This is a genomic window from Mycobacterium colombiense CECT 3035 (assembly GCF_002105755.1).
GTDB lineage: Bacteria > Actinomycetota > Actinomycetes > Mycobacteriales > Mycobacteriaceae > Mycobacterium > Mycobacterium colombiense.
In genome coordinates this window covers 1,299,884-1,316,828 of sequence record NZ_CP020821.1, presented here as the reverse complement: position 1 = coordinate 1,316,828, position 16,945 = coordinate 1,299,884, and the positions used below count along the sequence as shown (strand labels likewise).

General features: G+C 67.3%; 20 protein-coding genes. 8 read left to right on the top strand and 12 right to left on the bottom strand.

Features of this window, described 5'->3' with window-relative positions; all coding sequences use genetic code 11:
- Positions 1-2: 2 nt before the first annotated feature.
- The 5 genes from B9D87_RS06085 to B9D87_RS06065 all read left to right on the top strand — a co-directional run bounded on the left by B9D87_RS06085 (position 3) and on the right by B9D87_RS06065 (position 4,271).
- Complete coding sequence (locus B9D87_RS06085; protein WP_007771271.1) at positions 3-836, top strand: SDR family oxidoreductase; 834 nt, start codon at positions 3-5, stop codon at positions 834-836.
- Positions 837-848: 12 nt separating this feature from the next.
- Positions 849-1,271 carry a lipoprotein LpqH gene (locus tag B9D87_RS06080; RefSeq protein ID WP_007771272.1) on the top strand — a complete coding sequence of 141 codons (423 nt, stop codon included), beginning with the start codon at positions 849-851 and terminating at the stop codon, positions 1,269-1,271.
- 56 nt (positions 1,272-1,327) lie between these two features.
- Positions 1,328-2,650, top strand: a complete 1,323-nt coding sequence (locus tag B9D87_RS06075; RefSeq protein ID WP_007771273.1) for a cytochrome P450 — start codon at positions 1,328-1,330, stop codon at positions 2,648-2,650.
- 102 nt (positions 2,651-2,752) lie between these two features.
- A complete protein-coding gene (locus tag B9D87_RS06070) occupies positions 2,753-3,727 on the top strand; it encodes an IS481 family transposase (protein WP_040629854.1) in 975 nt (324 codons plus the stop codon).
- A 100-nt stretch (positions 3,728-3,827) separates the two neighbouring features.
- The gene (locus tag B9D87_RS06065) at positions 3,828-4,271 is read left to right on the top strand and encodes a nuclear transport factor 2 family protein (RefSeq protein WP_007771275.1); all 444 of its coding nucleotides are present in this window, start codon (positions 3,828-3,830) and stop codon (positions 4,269-4,271) included.
- Positions 4,272-4,286: 15 nt separating this feature from the next.
- Here the strand turns inward: B9D87_RS06065 and B9D87_RS06060 are convergent, their stop codons facing one another.
- The 8 genes from B9D87_RS06060 to bfr form a co-directional block, all read right to left on the bottom strand.
- Complete coding sequence (locus tag B9D87_RS06060; protein ID WP_007771276.1) at positions 4,287-4,721, bottom strand: SRPBCC family protein; 435 nt, start codon at positions 4,719-4,721, stop codon at positions 4,287-4,289.
- Complete coding sequence (locus B9D87_RS06055; RefSeq protein ID WP_007771277.1) at positions 4,721-5,554, bottom strand: lysophospholipid acyltransferase family protein; 834 nt, start codon at positions 5,552-5,554, stop codon at positions 4,721-4,723. Before B9D87_RS06055 ends, B9D87_RS06060 begins: the two co-directional genes overlap by 1 nt.
- Before the next feature lie 31 nt (positions 5,555-5,585).
- Positions 5,586-6,698, bottom strand: a complete 1,113-nt coding sequence (locus B9D87_RS06050) for an amidohydrolase family protein (protein WP_040629858.1) — start codon at positions 6,696-6,698, stop codon at positions 5,586-5,588.
- Positions 6,699-6,711: 13 nt separating this feature from the next.
- Positions 6,712-8,064, bottom strand: a complete 1,353-nt coding sequence (locus B9D87_RS06045; protein WP_007771291.1) for a type I glutamate--ammonia ligase — start codon at positions 8,062-8,064, stop codon at positions 6,712-6,714.
- A 57-nt stretch (positions 8,065-8,121) separates the two neighbouring features.
- Positions 8,122-9,003, bottom strand: coding sequence for a TIGR03854 family LLM class F420-dependent oxidoreductase (locus B9D87_RS06040; RefSeq protein WP_007771292.1), 882 nt, complete (start codon positions 9,001-9,003; stop codon positions 8,122-8,124).
- 106 nt (positions 9,004-9,109) lie between these two features.
- Positions 9,110-9,604, bottom strand: coding sequence for a carboxymuconolactone decarboxylase family protein (locus B9D87_RS06035; RefSeq protein ID WP_007771295.1), 495 nt, complete (start codon positions 9,602-9,604; stop codon positions 9,110-9,112).
- Positions 9,605-9,669: 65 nt separating this feature from the next.
- Positions 9,670-11,742, bottom strand: coding sequence for an MDR family MFS transporter (locus B9D87_RS06030; RefSeq protein WP_007771297.1), 2,073 nt, complete (start codon positions 11,740-11,742; stop codon positions 9,670-9,672).
- 86 nt (positions 11,743-11,828) lie between these two features.
- The gene (gene bfr, locus B9D87_RS06025; protein ID WP_007771299.1) at positions 11,829-12,308 is read right to left on the bottom strand and encodes a bacterioferritin; all 480 of its coding nucleotides are present in this window, start codon (positions 12,306-12,308) and stop codon (positions 11,829-11,831) included.
- A 303-nt stretch (positions 12,309-12,611) separates the two neighbouring features.
- Here bfr and B9D87_RS06020 point away from each other — a divergent pair, with 303 nt between their 5' ends.
- Entirely contained in the window at positions 12,612-12,797 is a 186-nt protein-coding gene (locus tag B9D87_RS06020; RefSeq protein WP_007771300.1) for a (2Fe-2S)-binding protein, read from the top strand.
- Here the strand turns inward: B9D87_RS06020 and B9D87_RS06015 are convergent.
- The 4 genes from B9D87_RS06015 to B9D87_RS06000 are packed head-to-tail and all read right to left on the bottom strand — an operon-like array spanning position 12,794 to position 15,678.
- On the bottom strand, positions 12,794-13,543 hold the full coding sequence (locus tag B9D87_RS06015) for an enoyl-CoA hydratase/isomerase family protein (protein WP_007771301.1): 750 nt from the start codon (positions 13,541-13,543) through the stop codon (positions 12,794-12,796). The genes B9D87_RS06020 and B9D87_RS06015 overlap by 4 nt on opposite strands.
- 18 nt (positions 13,544-13,561) lie before the next feature.
- Positions 13,562-14,005 carry a TIGR03618 family F420-dependent PPOX class oxidoreductase gene (locus tag B9D87_RS06010; RefSeq protein WP_007771302.1) on the bottom strand — a complete coding sequence of 148 codons (444 nt, stop codon included), beginning with the start codon at positions 14,003-14,005 and terminating at the stop codon, positions 13,562-13,564.
- 9 nt (positions 14,006-14,014) lie between these two features.
- On the bottom strand, positions 14,015-14,716 hold the full coding sequence (locus B9D87_RS06005; RefSeq protein ID WP_007771303.1) for an EthD domain-containing protein: 702 nt from the start codon (positions 14,714-14,716) through the stop codon (positions 14,015-14,017).
- A 26-nt stretch (positions 14,717-14,742) separates the two neighbouring features.
- On the bottom strand, positions 14,743-15,678 hold the full coding sequence (locus tag B9D87_RS06000; protein WP_007771304.1) for a hydrogen peroxide-inducible genes activator: 936 nt from the start codon (positions 15,676-15,678) through the stop codon (positions 14,743-14,745).
- A 101-nt stretch (positions 15,679-15,779) separates the two neighbouring features.
- On the opposite strand from B9D87_RS06000, the gene B9D87_RS05995 reads away from it, so the two are divergent.
- Together B9D87_RS05995 and B9D87_RS05990 are read left to right on the top strand one after the other, a co-directional pair.
- Entirely contained in the window at positions 15,780-16,367 is a 588-nt protein-coding gene (locus B9D87_RS05995) for a peroxiredoxin (RefSeq protein ID WP_007771305.1), read from the top strand.
- A gap of 38 nt (positions 16,368-16,405) precedes the next feature.
- Complete coding sequence (locus B9D87_RS05990; protein ID WP_007771306.1) at positions 16,406-16,942, top strand: alkyl hydroperoxide reductase; 537 nt, start codon at positions 16,406-16,408, stop codon at positions 16,940-16,942.
- Positions 16,943-16,945 lie beyond the last annotated feature (3 nt).

Here is a 16,945-nt window from a genome sequence, read left to right as displayed (position 1 = left end):
GCGTGAAATCGGTCTTCATCACCGGCGCGGGCAGCGGCATGGGCCGCGAGGGAGCAAAGCTGTTCCACGCCAAGGGTTGGCGGGTGGGCGCGGTCGACCGCAACGACGCCGGCCTGGCGGCCCTGGCCGGCGAGCTCGGTACCGATCGGCTGTGGACCCGCGCCGTCGATGTGACGGACAAGGCGGCCCTCGACGGCGCCCTGGCCGACTTCTGCGCCGGCAACGCCGGTGGCGGCCTGGACATGATGTGGAACAACGCCGGCATCGGCGAATCCGGCTGGTTCGAGGACGTGCCTTACGACGCCGCGATGCGCGTCGTCGACGTGAACTTCAAGGCGGTACTCACCGGCGCCTACGCCTCGCTGCCCTACCTGAAGAAATCCCCTGGCAGCCTGATGTTTTCGACGTCGTCCTCCTCGGGCACCTATGGCATGCCGCGCCTGGCCGTCTACTCGTCCACCAAGCACGCGGTCAAAGGGCTCACCGAGGCCCTGAGCGTGGAGTGGCAGCGGCACGGGGTGCGCGTCGCCGACGTGCTGCCCGGTCTGATCGACACCGCCATCCTCACGACGACGACCAACCACTCCGACGACGGCGCCGCACCCATGACAGCCGAGCAACTACGGGCCACCGCGCCCAAGAAGGGCATGCTCCGGTTGATGCCGGCGAGCAGCGTGGCCGAGACGGCGTGGCAGGCCTACCACAATCAGAAGCGGTTGCACTGGTACGTGCCGAAGAGCATTCGGCTGATCGACTTGTTCAAAGGCCTGAGCCCGGAATTCGTGCGACGCAGCATCGTCAAATCCCTACCCAGGCTTGTGCCGAAGCAACGATAAGGAGGTCGGCTGGTGCGAAATCGGTTGCTCGCAGTCGCTTTGGCCCTGACGGCGGTCGTCGTGAGCGTCGCGGGGTGCAGCGCGGCCCAGACGACACCGCGCCGGGCCGCGCGCCTGACCATCGACGGCGCCACCCATACGACGCGACCCCCGGCGTGCCACCAGGACCAGATGTACCGCAGCATCGACATCCCGGACCACGATGGCGGAGTCGAGGCGGTGGTGCTGCTCAGCGGTTACCGGGTGATGCCGCAGTGGGTGAAGATTCGCAACGTCGACGGCTTCACCGGCAGCTTCTGGCAAGGCGGGGTGGGAGACGCGCACGTCGACCTCACCAACGACGCGTACACCATCACCGGCAGCGCGTACGGCATCAACAGCAGCAACCCCAACAAAGTGGTGACCACCGACTTCAAAATCGTCGCGCAGTGCTGACTCTCCAGGCGATCGGGGCCTAGGCTCGTACCGACACCCCGAACGAGGGAGGGCCGGTGAAGGAACGATTGCACTGGTTCGCGATGCACGGCTTCATCCGCGGAGCCGCGGCGCTCGGGGCCCGGCGCGGTGATGTTCAGGCCAGGCTGATCGCCGATCCGGCGGTGGCCGCCGACCCGGTGCGCTACTACGACGAGGTCCGCGCCCGGGGCAAGCTGGTGAAGGGCCGAGTCGCCTATCTGACGGCCGATCACGCGCTCGCTCACGAGCTGCTGCGGTCCGATGACTTCCGGGTGCTGATCTTCGGGTCGAACCTGCCTGCGCCGCTGCGATGGCTGGAGCGCCGGACCCGCGACGACCTTCTGCATCCGCTGCGGGCGCCGTCGTTACTGGCGGTCGAGCCGCCCGACCATACCCGCTACCGCAAGACCGTATCGGCGGTGTTCACCCCCAGAGCGGTTGCCGCGCTGCGAGATCGGGTGGAGCAGACTGCCGCCGAGCTGTTGGATCGGCTGGCCGGCGAGCTGGGTGTCGTGGACATCGTCCGGCGGTACTGCGCGCAACTTCCGGTTTCGATCATCAGCGAGATCCTCGGGGTGCCGGAGGCCGAGCGGCGCCGCGTGCTGGAGTTCGGTGAACTGGCCGCGCCGAGTCTTGACATCGGATTGCCGTGGCGGCAGTACCGCAGCGTGCAGGATGGCATCGCCGGCTTCAGCTCCTGGCTTGACGAGCACCTGCAGCAGCTGCGTCTGGACCCCAGCGACAACCTGATGAGCCAACTGATCCAGACCGCCGAAAGCGGCTCTGCGGAAACGTATCTCAACGAAAAAGAGTTGCAGGCGATCGCCGGTCTGGTGTTGGCCGCCGGATTCGAGACCACGGTGAACCTGCTGGGCAACGGGATTCGCATGCTGCTGGACGCGCCGCAGCACCTCGACACCCTGCGGCGGCGCCCCGAATTGTGGCCCAACGCCGTCGAAGAGATCCTGCGGCTGGAATCGCCGGTGCAGCTCACCGCGCGATTGGCGCGGGCCGACGTCGAGATAGCCGGCCGGCAGCTCGAACGTGGCGATTTGGTGCTGGTGTATCTGGCCGCCGCCAACCGGGATCCCGCCGTCTTCCCCGACCCGCACCGCTTCGACATCGAAAGGGAGAACGCCGGAAGGCATCTCGCGTTCTCCGGGGGCAGGCACTTCTGCCTCGGCGCCGCCCTCGCGCGTGCCGAGGGCGAAGTCGGACTGCGCACGTTTTTCGACCGCTTCCCCGACGTGCGCGCGGCGGGTGCCGGAAGCAGGCGCGAAACCCGCGTCCTGCGGGGGTGGTCGTCGTTGCCGGTGAACCTGGGACCCGTCCGGTCGATGGCCGCGGTGGACGGCTAGTTGTACCCGGCAGGGACATTGTTGACGGTTTAGCTGTCGGAAGGGAGGACCTCCGGGCTTAGTGGAGATGTCTGACGTCTCTACTCGCGCACGGAGGTCCTCGTGTCTCACGGTAATGCTCGGTTGACCGTTCACGGTCGACAACTTCTCGTCGATCGTGTCCTCACCGGTGGACGTAAACCCGCTCACGTCGCTGCCGAGCTCGGTGTGTCTCGGCAATGTGTCTATCGATGGGTGCGCCGATTTCTCGATGAGGGTTCTGCTGGCCTGATTGATCGGTCCTCGCGTCCCCATCGTTGCCCGCACCGCACACCACCCGATGTGGAGTCCGCTGTCGTCGCGTTGCGCATCTCGGCACGCCGTGGTCAGCAGTGGATCGCCGACGAGTTGGGCGTGCCGGCCCGCACGGTCAGCGCGATCCTGCGCCGCCACCAGCTGCCGTACTTGCGTGACTGCGACCCGTTGACCGGGGCGGTGATCCGAGCATCAAAAGCCACCACTGTGCGCTACGAGCGATCGCGTCCCGGCGAGCTGATTCACATGGACGTCAAAAAGATTGGACGTATACCCGACGGCGGCGGATGGAAGGCTCACGGTCCGCAGATGGGCCGAAGCAGCCTCGCCAAGAAAGCTCGCATCGGATACGACTACGTGCACTCAGCCATCGACGACCACTCCCGCTTGGCGTATTCCGAGATCCTTCCCGACGAGAAGGGCGCCACCTGCGCAGCATTTCTGGTCCGCGCTGCCAACTACTTCTGCACCTGCGGGATCACCACCATCGAACGCGTGATCACTGACAACCACTTCAGCTACCGACGATCCAACGACGTCGCCGGAGTCATCGCCGGTCTCGGCGCCAAGCACGTCTTCATCAAGCCGCACTGTCCCTGGCAGAACGGCAAGGTGGAGCGCTACAACCGCACCCTGCAGACCGAATGGGCCTACCGGCAGGTGTTCATCACCAACGACGCCCGCTGCGCAGCCCTTGCGCCCTGGCTACAGCACTACAACAATCAACGCCGCCACTCAGCAATCGGAGGCCAGCCCCCGATCAGCCGACTGTCACCAATGTGAGTGCCGAGTACAGCTAGCGGTCCACCGCCGCGGGTATCACCCGACTTATTGACACCGGGGCGGCAACGGAGTTTTATGTGCCGTTATGACAGAGGTATCTATGATCGCGGTCGAGGATGTCGTACGCGGGCTGTGGCAGGCCCTTTCGCGGCGCGATTGGGAAGCGATCAAGACCTTCCTGTCCGACGACTGCCTCTACGTCGACATGCCGGTTCCCGCGCTGTCGGCCCGTGGGCCCGACGACATCGTCAAACGCCTCAGGATGGGTCTCGAGCAGTTGGCCGGCTACGAGAACCACACCGGCGTGCTGGTGTCTAACGGCTCCGACGTGCTCTACGAGCACTCCGAGACCTGGACATTCGCCACCGGCGAGCAGGGCGTGCTGCGGTTCGTGACCGTCCACCAGGTCATCGACGGCAAAGTGACTGTGTGGAAAGACTATTGGGACTTCAACAGCCTGGTGGCCTTCGCTCCCCCCAACCACTTCGAGGGCTTGGCAACGGGCGACGTGAGCTGGGTGTTCGACGCCTCGGCGCTGGTCTGACAACGCTTTTCGCGGCTACGACTCGGCCAGTTTCCGGAGGCGTTTCAACGTTTCCGTCAGTGTGCGTCCCACCTGGCGCACGGCGATCCGATCGGCGATATACCCAAGTATTCCCCCGGGCGCCTGATACGACAGCCGAAATGTCACCCTTGTGCAGCCGTCGCCCCTGTCGCGCAACCGCATCCGCCCGCGCAGCGTTACGCCGGTGAGTCCCACCCAGGCGAGGTCTCGGCCGTCGTCGAACTCGACCACCTCGATCAACCCGCCAACGGGTACGGAGCCGATTTTCCAGTGGACGGTGTACCGCGCACCGACGCCCGGTGGTTTGTCGTTCGACGACTCCCATCGCTCCAGGTTCGCCATGAACAACGGGTAGCAGTCCGGGTCGCTGACGATTTTCCAGACGGCGGCACGGTCGGCGTTGATGACGCACCGGCGTTCGACGCGCATCAGCCGATCACCGGGAATCGTCGTTCGGCGGCCAGTCGGTCGACGCCCCCCTGCAGGGAGGCCATCACCTTGTCGTGCACCGCTTGATCGTCGCCGTCGACCTCGATCGGGTCTTGAACCTCGATCACGATCTTGGTGGGCAACGGTATGTGGCCCGCCAGGTCGCTGATGTTGAGTCCCCAGGGCAGCGCCAGCGATATCGGGATGCTCTTGAGCCGAAGCAACTTGTCGGCCTTCAGCAACTTGGCCAGCCACTGCCCGCGGTTGAGGAAGAGCGCGCTTTCCTGCCCACCGATGCTCGCGACGGGGACGATCGGTACCCCGGCCTCGCGGGCCAGCTTGACATAGCCCGTGCGCCCGCCGAAGTCGACCTTGTGACGTTCCCACGAGGGTCGGAACACCTCGTAATCACCGCCGGGGTAGACCAGCAGCGCGGCGCCGGAATCCAGTGCGAGACGGGCATTCTCGGGGTTAGCGGCGACCGTGCCGAATTTGCGCAACGCTCCCAGCGGCGGGGCGGAGACGACGAGGTCATGGGCCAACTGGTAGAAGGGGCGCTCGACGCCGAAATAGGAGCAGAAGGCGAGGGTGAACACGAAGGTGTCGGGCGGCACGTTGCCGCCGCTGTGGTTGCCCACCAGCAGCACCGGTCCCTCGGCGGGAATGCGGTCGAGGCCACGCACGTCCGCCCGGAAATAGAACGACGCCAGCAACCAGGTTCCGGGCAGCTGATCGCGGATGTAATCGGGATCCCGCTGGTCAAGGTCGGCTTTAGGCACCCACGACACGACCTTGTCGCGAGCCCAATTCAAGACGCCCTTCGCGGTCGCCATGACGCGAGGCATACCCCGACGTCGCCGGCGGTCAAACGCGGTAGATGCGCGCCGCGTTCTCGCGGGCGATGAGGTCGACCACCCGAATGGCGTCGGCCTCGCTCCAGTCGCCGCGATCCACGAACTCGCGCAGCACCCGATCAATGCCCCGGCGCCACAGGACCGTACCGAGGAAGTGCAGCTCTGCCGGGCCGAACCCGTCGGACGAATACAGGATCTTGGAAAACGGCGCCATCTCCAGCAATCGGGCAAGGAATGCCGGTGATCGCGCCCCCAGGTGGTTGACGCTCAAACCGCCGTCGACATAGACGTTGTTGAACGCCTGGGCCAGATAGCCGGCCTCGCGTTCGTAGGGATAGCAGTGCAACAGCACGACCGGGACATCCGCCGCCTCGCGCAGAAAGTCAAGCAGCAGCATCGGATTGGCCTTGTGCAGGTCGCAGTCACGGTCGCCGAACCCGACGTGGAACTGCAGTGGCTTGCCCAGTCGCAGCGCCTGGTGTAACCCGAACCGCAACAGGACCCTGTCGCGCAAGCGGGTGGCGCCGCGCTCGCGCCAGCGGCCCGCCGCGTCGGCGACCTGCGCCGGCGACGGTTCGCTCAGGTCGCCGTCGAACCCGCCCCGGTAGGCCAGGATCGATTTGGTGCCGACCGCACCGGCCGCGCGTCGGTGCAGGATCTCCTCGAAGGCCGCCGCGTAGTCACCCGGCGCCCGCGCGGCCTGCTCGGCCACCTCCTCGAGACGGACGACCTCGCGCGCACGACCACCGGACAGCCGGGCCATGTCGGCGACCCCGGCGACATCATCGCTGCCGATCCCGGTGTCCACCAGCCAGTCACTCACGCCGGCGGCCGCCAAGAACAGCCGCGCCAGCTCCTCCCCCTCGAATCGGCTGCGTCGCTCCCAATACTCCTGCGGTTCAGCGTGTTTGGGCAGCCCCAGGACGGGTGCGCAATGCGCACGAAGCGCGAACCCTAATTGGGAGTCGAAGCCCGAATATGTGATGGGTTCGCTGTTGGCCTCGTTGAGTGCGTTCTCGAATCGCGGCCGGTCGCCCGGCGTCAGCCAGCAACCGTGGACATGCTGATCGACCAGCGCCACTTCGCCGATGTGCTGGGTCAGGGCGCGAGCGTCGGAAACCATCACGAGCGCGCCGTCACAGGCTCCAGGCCATGCGGAATTTGTCCGCCAGCTGTTCGGGCGCCAGGTCGCCGTAGCGCTCCTGCTCGAGACGGCGCACCGCGACCACCATGTCGACCGCCGGATCACCCAAAATGCGGCGCATCGCCTCTGAACCATCAAGGGCCGCAATCGCTTCGGCCTGCGAATCGGTCAGTCGCACGATACCGTCGCGCGCGCGGTCCGAATCGGACAGGACGGCGGGGTCGACCGTGACCTCCGGGGGCAGCGCCGCTTGGCACTTGATGCCGTCCAGGGCGAGGCCGAGGATGGCCGCGGAGGCGAGGTAAGGGTTCGCCGACGGGTCGACGATCTTCACCTCGACATTGCCGCCGCGCGGGCTTCCCGGGCCGCCGACGATGAATCGCACCGCGGCCTCCCGGTTTTCGGTGCCCCAGCATGCGTAGGCGCCGGCCCAGTTGCCGGGGCGCATCCGTAAGCCGGAGACGATCGAGCCGCACAGTACGCCCTGGGCCTCCGGCAGGCCGCGGACCACACCCGCTATCGCGCTCTCCCCCGCCTCCGTCATGCCGTGGGTTGCGGGGCCGTCGGAGAACAGCCGGCCACCCGAGGTTGCCAGCGAAAAGTGTTGGTGAGCACCGGATCCGGCGCCATCGGCGAAGGGCGCGGGCGACAGGCTGATGCGCAGCCCGTGGCGGCGGGCCGCGCGGCCGATGATGAGCCGCATCAGGATCAGCTGATCGGCGGCGGCCACCGGGGTCTGCGGTGACAGCGAGATCTCGAACTGGTTGGCGCCGTACTCGGGGTGAAACTGTTCGATCGCGATGCCGGCGCCCGTCGCCGACCCGATCACGTCGCGCACGAACGCTTCGTGTTCCAGCACGCCGGCCAGGCCGTACTGCGCCCACAACGTCGACGGCAGCCGGTCGCCGTCCGGGCCGACCAGAAGGAATTCGATCTCGTGCCCGACCGCTGCCTCGATGCCGGCTTCGGTCAGCGCGGCCTCGAGGCGCCGCAACGTACCCCGGCCGCAGGTGGGAACCGGCGTGCCGTCCTGAGCGAAGAACGCGGCGGGTGCCCACGCCAGGCCGTCACCGACGATGCGCAACGCGGACAGATCGATACGAAGACGCTGGTCGCCCACCACGCCGACCTCGGCGGTGAACGCGATGCCGGTCTGATCGATGGCGAACGCGTGCCAGGACGGGCTGGCCCCCAGCCCGGGATCCGCGAAGGTATCGGTCCGCCGGATCGGCACGGCCTTGGCCAGGGTGAGCCCGGCGGGATTCACCACGGTGCCGATGACCGTGTCGACGCCCTCGGCCTCCAGCTGGGCAATGGCCGCGGCGGCCAGCGGTGTGCCGGTCATGGCAGTCATTCTCCCAACCCCGGGCCTCCCCGTACGGTAAACGGCCCACCCGCACGCTCAGTTCTGCCGGGCGACCAATTCGGTGACGAACCGATCGACGAAGCCGTCCATCGGCGCCTTGCCCACCGGCCGGATGACGAATTTCGTCAGTCCCGCCTCGATGTAGGCGTCGAGTTGTCGATGCAGCTGAGCCCACCCGGCGGCGATCAGCTCGCGCGGGTCGCGGTCCGGGCGTCGCCGGCGTACCGCCGCGGCCAGTTCGGCGGGCAGTTCCCCGTCGGCGACCGCTAACGAGATGCCGTAGTGGTCGGGTTCGATGCTGCGACCGGCGTCGGCGGCCGCCCGCTCGATCGCCTCGCGTCCGGCCCGCGCCTCCGCCGGGGTGAGGAAGCTGCCCAGCCAGCCGTCGCCGAGCTCGCCGATGCGCCGGAACGCCGCCGGCGCCGAACCGCCAACCCAGATGTCCAGCGGCGGACTCGGTTTCGGGGCGACGGACACATCGGTGACGCTGAAGTACCGGCCGCTGAACGTCGCCGACTCTTCGACCAGCGCCGCACGCAGCAGTCGCAGCGACTCGTCGAACACCGCCGCGCGCTCGCCGGCGGGGACCACGAACACCTCGCGTTCTGCCGGTATCGCCGAGCGCAGACCGAAGACCGGAAGCACCCGCTTGGGCGCGACGGCCGCCAGGGACGCCAACTGCTTTGCCACCAGCACCGGATGCCGCCCGGGCAGCACGGCCACCGACGTCCCCACCTTCAGGCGGGACGTCCGCGCGAGGGCGTAGGCCATGCCGACCACCGGATCGACCGCCGGCGAGTACACCAGTTCGGAGAACCACAGCGAGTCCACCCCGCCGGCCTCGAGGTGATCGACGATGGCGCCCAGTTGATCCGGCGCGGTATCGGCGCCCAGACCGACGCCGAAGCGAATCTTCATCGGCCCCTCCCGCTGAGTTCTCTCACCCACCCCGCAACATCGCCGCGGCGCCATTTGTGCCCGGGCGTGCGTCATCGCCGGTTGCCCGGCCTCCGCGGGCGGGAAGCTAGCCGCGGCTGGGGATGGTGAGCTTGCAGGCCTGGCCGATGTCGAGGGTCCGCAGCACCCGACCCATGCCGACCCACAGCGCGCAGGACAGGGCCAGGTCGGCCAGCAACTCGTCGGAGAAGTGTGCGGCGCAACGGCTCCAGAAGTCTTCGTCGTCGCGCAGGGCGGTGTGATCGGTGGCGAACCGGTCCGCGAACTCGGCGGCCAGCCGCTCCTGGTCGCTGTAACCGGGCCAGGTACGCCATTCGTGGACGTGGTCGTACAGCGCCTCGTCCACGCCGGCCGCGGGTCCGTCTTCGTCACGGGTGTTGACGCAGACGACGCATTCGTTGCGGTGGGCGATCACGGCGCGGGCGAGTTCGCGGGTGCGCAACGGCAACCGGTTCTTGGTGTAGACCGCCTGGCTGAAACCGCCCAGCGCGCCGCCGATATCCGGAGACTTCGCAAACCAGCCGGCCAGGTCGTCGTCAGCAAATGTTCCGATTCGGCTCATGGCGTGATGGTACGCCCGCGTCCGGACCCGGGTCGGGCGTGTCGGCGAATGCGAATAGGTGCCCGCTAGCGAGCGGCCGACGGGATCGCCACGGTTGGCTGCTCGTCACGCCAATCACGTTGGGCCAGAACGCGATGCGCGACGCGTTCCAGCGCGGCCTCGACCGCTCGGCGGTCCGGGCGCCCTTCGAAACCCGGTGACCGGGCGAGCTTGTCGACGAGCCACGCCAACAGCAGCGACTGGACGTAGGCGACCTGTTGCGCCCCGGCCGGGGTGAGCCACAACTGTTCGCCGTCGCGCTGCACGTAGCCGCCGGACACCAGGCGGGCGAAGGTGGGCTCGAGAACCTCGAACGGCACCCGCAGATAGTCGGCCATGTCGGTGAGCCGAGCGGTGCCGTGCATCTGCGTGTACCGATTGATCCGCAGGACGCCCCACAGCCCGGCGACGTCGAGCCGGCAATCAGGCCGCATCGCGATGCTGCGCAGCCGCATGCCGGTTTCACCCCGCAGCATCCGCGCGATCGCGTTCTCCAGCATCTGGTCCGGTGTCTCGCTGGTCGGCATCGCGAACGCATCGCCGAGATCGACTGTGCTGTCGTGGAATTCCTGGAGCGGGACCTCGCGCAGAAACAACGCCAGCACGAACCCCACCAACGCGACCGGAACCGCCCAGAAGAAAACCTGGGTCAGCGAATCGGCGTAGGCGGCGACGATCGGGGCGGCCGCCTCGCGGGGCAGCCGGTGCAACGCCTCCGGCGACGCGGCGCCCGCGGCCGGCGCGTGGCCGGTCATCATCGCCGGGCCGATCCGGCTGTGCAGAAAGTTCGTGAACAGCGAGCCGAAGATGGCGGCTCCGAAGGAGCTACCGATGGTGCGGAAGAAGGTGACGCCGGAGGTCGCGACGCCGAGGTCGTCGAAGCTCGAGGTGTTCTGCACGATCAGGACCAGGGTCTGCATGCACATCCCGATCCCGGCGCCGAGGATGACGAGGAACACCGATTGCACGACAGCGGATGTCGACGGGTCCATCCGCGACATCAGAAAGAACGCCACCGCCATGACGGCGGTGCCGGCGATGGGGAACACTTTGTATCGGCCCGTGCGGCCGACGATGACACCACTGCCCATCGACGTGGTCAGCATCCCGAGCACCATCGGCAACGTGCGCAGGCCCGACGTGGTGGCCGAGACACCGTCGACGAATTGCATATAGGTCGGCAGGAACGTCAGGGCGCCCAGCATCGCGAACCCGACCACGAACGACAGCCCACAGCAGACGCTGAACACCGAACTCCGAAACAGCCGGATCGGCAGGATCGGCTCGGCCGCGCGGCTTTCCACCCAGGCAAAGATGCACAACGCGATCACCGAGCCGACGAACAGGCCGATGATCATGGGCGATCCCCAGGGATAGGTGGTCCCGCCCCAACTGGTGGCCAACGTCAGGCCCGCGGCGCCCAGGCCGACGAACAGGATCCCGGTGTAGTCGATGGCCGGTTTGGTGCGTTCGGTCAGTGCGGGGATGGCGGCGGCCGCCACGAAGAAGACCACGACCGAGATCGGCACGTTGATCCAGAAGGCCCACCGCCAGGTGAAGTGGTCGGTGAAGTAGCCGCCGAGCAAGGGACCGATCACGGTGGTGACACCGAACACCGCTCCCATCGCGCCTTGGTAGCGGCCGCGGTCCCGCAGCGGGATCACCTCGCCGATCAGGGCCATGGCGGTGACCATGAGCCCGCCGCCGCCGATGCCCTGCAGTGCGCGCGACGCGACGAGCATGCCCATCGAACTGGACAACCCGCACAGCACGGATCCGGCGACGAAGAACACGACGGCCGCCTGAAACACCCGCTTGCGGCCGAACAGATCACCGAACTTGCCGACGAGGGCGGTGATGATGGTCGACGCGAGCAGGTAGCTGGTGACCACCCACGATTGATGGCCTGCGCCACCGAGATTGGCGACGATGGTCGGCAACGCGGTCGCCACGATCGTCTGATCCAGCGCGGCCATCAGCATGCCGAGCAGGATCGCCACGAAGATGAAATTGCGTCGCTGCGGGTCGACCGCGACATTGCCGGGTTGCGATTCTGAAGCGTGGCCGGCCGGAGCCGCTGCTGGTGTCGCGCTCGTCATGCCTGCCTTCCCACGGCGTTCGATGGTAATGAGTGCCCACGGTCAACCGGTGGCAACCAAAACCCCCGCAGGGCGGCGCCCGAGCGTCAGCTGGGTGGCCGCGACACGCACTGCGCCGAGTACAGCTCGACGCCCAGCTTGTCCATCAGCTCGAGCTGGGTCTCGAGGTAGTCGATGTGCTTCTCCTCGTCGGCCACGATCTCCTCGAAGAGGTTCGCGGTGGTGGAGTCCTGCTTCTCCCGGCACAGGATGATCGCCGGCTTGAGCCGGTCCATCACCTCGTATTCGATGGCCAGGTCGGCCTCGAACTGCTCGCGCAGCGTCTGGCCGATGCGCAGCGAGAACAGGCGCTGGTAGTTCGGCAGCCCGTCGAGCAACAGGATGCGATCGGTGATCGCCTCGGCGTGCCGCATCTCGTCGAACGACTCGGCCCGGGTGTGCTCAGCTAACTCGGTGAACCCCCAGTTGTCCTGCATCTTGGAGTGCAGGAAGTATTGGTTGATCGCGGTGAGCTCGCTGGTCAACTGCTCGTTGAGCAGACGCAAAACTTCCGGATCCCCTTGCATTGTCACTCCTATGGTGTGAGCGGCTGTCGTATGTGGCCGCGGCGGGCGCGCTGGGCTGGAGCGCGCAAACCTGGGCTGTAGCAGCACTTTGCCACGGCCGCTGGGAATGTTCCAGCAAGGTTTGGCTGCACTCAGTGACGCCCCGAGTGAACTAAGTCACCCCTTGGTTAGGTTAGACTGGGCTTACGAACTTAGGTTAGACTCCGCTAATAAGCGACCCGCGATTTCGGCCTCCTCGGGGACGAATCGCAGCCGCTGACCGAGCTCTCGACGAAGGGGATTCGACGTGCAGGAGGTGCGCTGATGTACGTGTGCCTCTGTGTTGGGGCGACCAACCAGACCGTGTGCGACGTCGTTGCACAGGGCGCGTCCACCTCCAAAGAGATCGCCGCCGCCTGCGGGGCCGGCGGTGACTGCGGCCGCTGCCGGCGCACCTTGCGCGCGATTCTCGCCGCTCAGGCGAAGCTGGAAACGGCTCCGTCGCTCTAGCGTTTGTTGAAGTCGGCCAGGGCCGCCGCGTTGGCTTGCGCGCCCATGAGTTCGGCGAAGTGCGCGTTTTCCCGGGCGGTGGCCGCCACGATCTCCGGGCGGACGGGTTCCATCATCGTGTGCTTGACGGCCATCAGGCTCGAAATCGGCCGGGAGGCAAGGATTTCGGCGTGCTGACGGGCCTGCGCCAATAGCTCGTCCGGTTCGCAGACCCGCCAGACCAGGCCCATCCGTAACGCCTCGTCGGCGCCGACCCATTCCGACGACATCAACAGCCAGGCCGCGTTCTGGCGGCCGACCAGCTGGGGCAGTAGATACGACGACGCCGCTTCGGGCGCCACGCCCAGGCTGGTGAACGGGCACTTCAGCCGCGCGGTCGACGACATGAAGGCCAGATCCGCATAGCCGAGGATGGTGGCGCCGATTCCGACGCCGACGCCGTTCACCGCGCAGATCAGGGGTTTCGGAAACGCGCTGAGCGCGTTGATCAGCCCGATGAACCCGTGCCTGCCCGGGGTGAAGCCGGGATCGGTGATGCGGGCCTGCATCTCGCCCAGGTCGGTGCCGGCGCTGAAGCCACGCCCCGCGCCGGTCAGCAGCACGACCGCGACCTCGGGGTCCTCCGCCGCGGCCAGCAGCGCCTCGGCCGTGGCGTCGTAGAGCGCTTCGTTGAACGCGTTCAGCGCCTCCGGGCGGTTCAGCGTGAGGGTGCGCACCCGGTTCTCGTCATCGATCTGCAGCGTCACGCGAGCAGCCTAGCGAGGCTAGCCGTTGCTGTAGACGCGGGTTGGCGCGATGAGCACCACGGCGCGGCCCTCGGCGGCCATCACCCGGTCGTACTCGTCCCAGTCGTCGTGCGTGCCGCCCGCGGCGCTGAACACGTCGCGGAGCAACAGTCGCAACTGGTCGGCGTCCGCCAACCAGGGTTGCGTGTCGTCGGGGCCGGCCAGCTCCGCGCGGCCCTCGACGGTCGCCCACTGCCACCCGTTGCGAAAGGTCACGGCCAGCTGCGGCCTGGCGCGCAGGTTGGCCAGCTTGACCCGGCCGTAGGTGGTAAAGCCCAGGACGGGTTGACCATTCGCCGGGTGCGGCAGCAGGCCCACGTTGACCAGCGACGCCTGCACGGTTGCGTCGGCACGGACCGTGGAGATCACCGCCAGGCCGCTTTCTCCCTTGGCCAGCGCCACTGCCTCGTCGAGTGTTGTCATGAGCGGTCCTCAATCCCGGAACGGCGTCTCGAACACGTAGCGGCTGGTCGGCACCGTGTCGATGTTCTCGTTGGCGCCGAATGCCGTTGTGCTGGCGACCATCCGGCCAAGCCGGTCTTGCAGGTCGCCGTCGTCGGCGGCCCCGAAGAACGCGTGCAGGTCGGTGGTGGCCTCGATCGGAAACAACTCCTCGACGATGCCCGCAATTCCCGGTGCATCGTCGGTGAGCGCCCGGACTACCCAGTTCTGGGTGTAACCGAACGTCGACTGCGTGTCGATGGCCACCGAGGTGTGGTCACGCTGCCAACGGTTCAGCCAGGTCGCCTGGTCCATCTCGGCGGGGCGGCGCAGCAGCGCGATGTTGGCCAAACCCGGTGTGCGGGACCCGGATTCGACGGGGGGCGCAGTCAGCGGGACCGACTCGGTCACCAGGTAGGCGGCCAGCTGCTCACATTCCTGGGCGAGGAATTTGAGTGCCGCCGTGGTCTGGTCGCCGTAGCACTGCTGGGTCCACATGCTCACCACCGCGGCCACGGGCGGGTCCAAGGTGGTCAACGTCATCAGCGAGTGGCGCACCGCGCCGTCGCGAACGTTGATCTGCAGCCCCGCGACGCCCAATTGCAGCAGCGCGTCGGCGACGTGAGCCCGCTGCCGGGCGCACCACGCGTCATCCGGCTCGGGACGCCTCAGCACGGCGATCACCTTTTCCATAGGCAGAACTTACCGTCGCCCTGCCGCTATTTGACCAGCCGCACCTGGTGTTGGCTGCTGATCAATGTGCCGATGAGCCCGGCCAGCCGGCGATAGGACTCGTCGCGCCCGCTGGACGAGCGGAATACCAAGCCGATCCGGCGGCCCGGGCGCGGCGCGGCGAACTGCGCGAGGCCCAGGCGGCTTCGGGACGCCTCGACCGGCACCGCGCTCTGCGGAATGAGCGTGACGCCCAGGCCGCCGGTCACGCATTGCACCGCCGTCGCCAGTGACGCGGCCCGGGTATTGGCCAGCTCGGCGCGCACCCCCGCCTTGTGGCAGACGTCGAGCGCCTGATCGCGCAGGCAATGGCCCTCGTCCAGCAACAGCAGCGGCAGGTCGGCCAGTGCGGTCGCCGGGACCCGGCGCTTGCCCGCCAGCGGGTGGCCCGGCGGCAGGGCGAGCACGAAATCCTCGTCGTAGATCGGGATCGCGGTGATGCCGGCGCCCTCGGCGGGCAGGGCGATCAGCGCCGCGTCCAACGCCCCCTCGCGCAGCACCGCCAGCAGCCGCTCGGTGTGGTCTTCGGTGACCCGTAGCGTGAGCCCCGGCAGCTCCTCGGCGACGCCGGCCAGCACGGTCGGCAGCACGTACGGCGCCACCGTGGGGATGAGCCCCAGCCGGATGCCGGCCCGCAGCGGGTCCGCCGAGCCCGCCGCCGCGGCGCTGAATTCGTCGGCCGCCTCCACGACGGCCTGGGCGCGCGGCAGCAGTTCGGCGCCCTCCGCTGTCAAGAAGACACGCCGGGTTGAGCGCTCAACCAGCTGGGTGCCCAAGCCCGCTTCCAGCGCCGCCAGCGCCTGCGACAACGTCGACTGGCTTACGCCGAGAGACGTTGCGGCGCTGCTGAATTGCCGCTTCTCGGCGACAGCGACGAACGCCCGCAGGCCGGCGATCGTGGGCTGATAACTCTTATCGGACATACCTATAACTCTAGTGGGAAATATCACCTTTACTTCAACTAGGGTACGCGGCAACATGGTGAAGGAAAGCTAATCTTGAGTAAATCCAAATAAGGAGCGACATGCCTCTGCTGACCATCGGCGACCAGTTCCCCGCCTACGAGCTCACTGCGTTGATCGCGGGCGATCTGTCCAAGGTCGACGCCAAGCAGCCTGGGGACTACTTCACCACCATCACCAACGAGGACCACGCCGGCAAGTGGCGCGTGGTGTTCTTCTGGCCGAAGGACTTCACCTTCGTGTGCCCGACCGAGATCGCCGCGTTCGGCAAGCTGAACGACGAATTCGAAGACCGCGACGCGCAGGTGCTGGGCGTCTCGATCGACAGCGAGTTCGTGCACTTCAACTGGCGTGCGCAGCACGAGGACCTGAAGAACCTGCCCTTCCCGATGCTCTCGGACATCAAGCGGGAGCTCAGCCTGGGCACCGGTGTGCTCAACGCCGATGGCGTGGCCGACCGGGCGACCTTCCTCGTGGACCCGAACAACGAGATCCAGTTCGTGTCGGTCACCGCGGGTTCCGTGGGCCGCAACGTCGAAGAGGTGCTGCGCGTCCTGGACGCACTGCAGTCCGACGAGCTGTGCGCCTGCAACTGGCGCAAGGGCGACCCGACGCTGGACGCCACCGAGCTGCTCAAGCAGTCGGCCTGATCGCGGCCTGATCGCATAAGGTCGCACTAGGAGGCGAGATGAGCGTAGACAACCTCAAAGAAGCGCTACCGGAGTACGCCAAGGACCTCAAGCTCAACCTGGGCTCGATCACCCGCACCACCGAGCTCAACGAGGAGCAGCTGTGGGGCACGCTGCTGGCCAGCGCCGCGGCGACCCGGAACACGCAGGTGCTCAGCGAGATTGGGGCCGAGGCGGCCGACATTTTGTCCGCCGAGGCATACAACGCGGCGCTGGGAGCCGCATCGATCATGGGCATGAACAACGTGTTCTACCGTGGCCGCGGCTTCCTGGACGGCAAGTACGACGACCTGCGCGCGGGATTGCGGATGAACATCATCGCCAATCCCGGCGTGGAGAAGGTGAACTTCGAGCTGTGGTCGTTCGCCGTGTCGTCGATCAACGGATGCCCGGACTGCGTGGCCGCCCACGAGCACACGCTGCGCGAAGCGGGTGTCAGCCGGGAAACCATCCAGGAGGCGTTGAAGGCCGCGGCGATCGTTTCCGGCGTGGCGCAAGCGATCATCGCGTCCCAGACGCTGGCGACCGTCGGCTGATCG

Bases quoted from the DNA above. Each gene is read 5' to 3' on its own strand.
- B9D87_RS06065 (WP_007771275.1), top strand. From the start codon at position 3,828: ATGATCGCGGTCGAGGATGTCGTACGCGGGCTGTGGCAGGCCCTTTCG.
- B9D87_RS06060 (WP_007771276.1), bottom strand. From the start codon at position 4,721: ATGCGCGTCGAACGCCGGTGCGTCATCAACGCCGACCGTGCCGCCGTC.
- B9D87_RS06055 (WP_007771277.1), bottom strand. From the start codon at position 5,554: ATGGCGACCGCGAAGGGCGTCTTGAATTGGGCTCGCGACAAGGTCGTG.
- B9D87_RS06050 (WP_040629858.1), bottom strand. From the start codon at position 6,698: ATGGTTTCCGACGCTCGCGCCCTGACCCAGCACATCGGCGAAGTGGCG.
- B9D87_RS06045 (WP_007771291.1), bottom strand. From the start codon at position 8,064: ATGACCGGCACACCGCTGGCCGCCGCGGCCATTGCCCAGCTGGAGGCC.
- B9D87_RS06040 (WP_007771292.1), bottom strand. From the start codon at position 9,003: ATGAAGATTCGCTTCGGCGTCGGTCTGGGCGCCGATACCGCGCCGGAT.
- B9D87_RS06035 (WP_007771295.1), bottom strand. From the start codon at position 9,604: ATGAGCCGAATCGGAACATTTGCTGACGACGACCTGGCCGGCTGGTTT.
- B9D87_RS06030 (WP_007771297.1), bottom strand. From the start codon at position 11,742: ATGACGAGCGCGACACCAGCAGCGGCTCCGGCCGGCCACGCTTCAGAA.
- bfr (WP_007771299.1), bottom strand. From the start codon at position 12,308: ATGCAAGGGGATCCGGAAGTTTTGCGTCTGCTCAACGAGCAGTTGACC.
- B9D87_RS06020 (WP_007771300.1), top strand. From the start codon at position 12,612: ATGTACGTGTGCCTCTGTGTTGGGGCGACCAACCAGACCGTGTGCGAC.
- B9D87_RS06010 (WP_007771302.1), bottom strand. From the start codon at position 14,005: ATGACAACACTCGACGAGGCAGTGGCGCTGGCCAAGGGAGAAAGCGGC.
- B9D87_RS06005 (WP_007771303.1), bottom strand. From the start codon at position 14,716: ATGGAAAAGGTGATCGCCGTGCTGAGGCGTCCCGAGCCGGATGACGCG.
- B9D87_RS06000 (WP_007771304.1), bottom strand. From the start codon at position 15,678: ATGTCCGATAAGAGTTATCAGCCCACGATCGCCGGCCTGCGGGCGTTC.
- B9D87_RS05995 (WP_007771305.1), top strand. From the start codon at position 15,780: ATGCCTCTGCTGACCATCGGCGACCAGTTCCCCGCCTACGAGCTCACT.
- B9D87_RS05990 (WP_007771306.1), top strand. From the start codon at position 16,406: ATGAGCGTAGACAACCTCAAAGAAGCGCTACCGGAGTACGCCAAGGAC.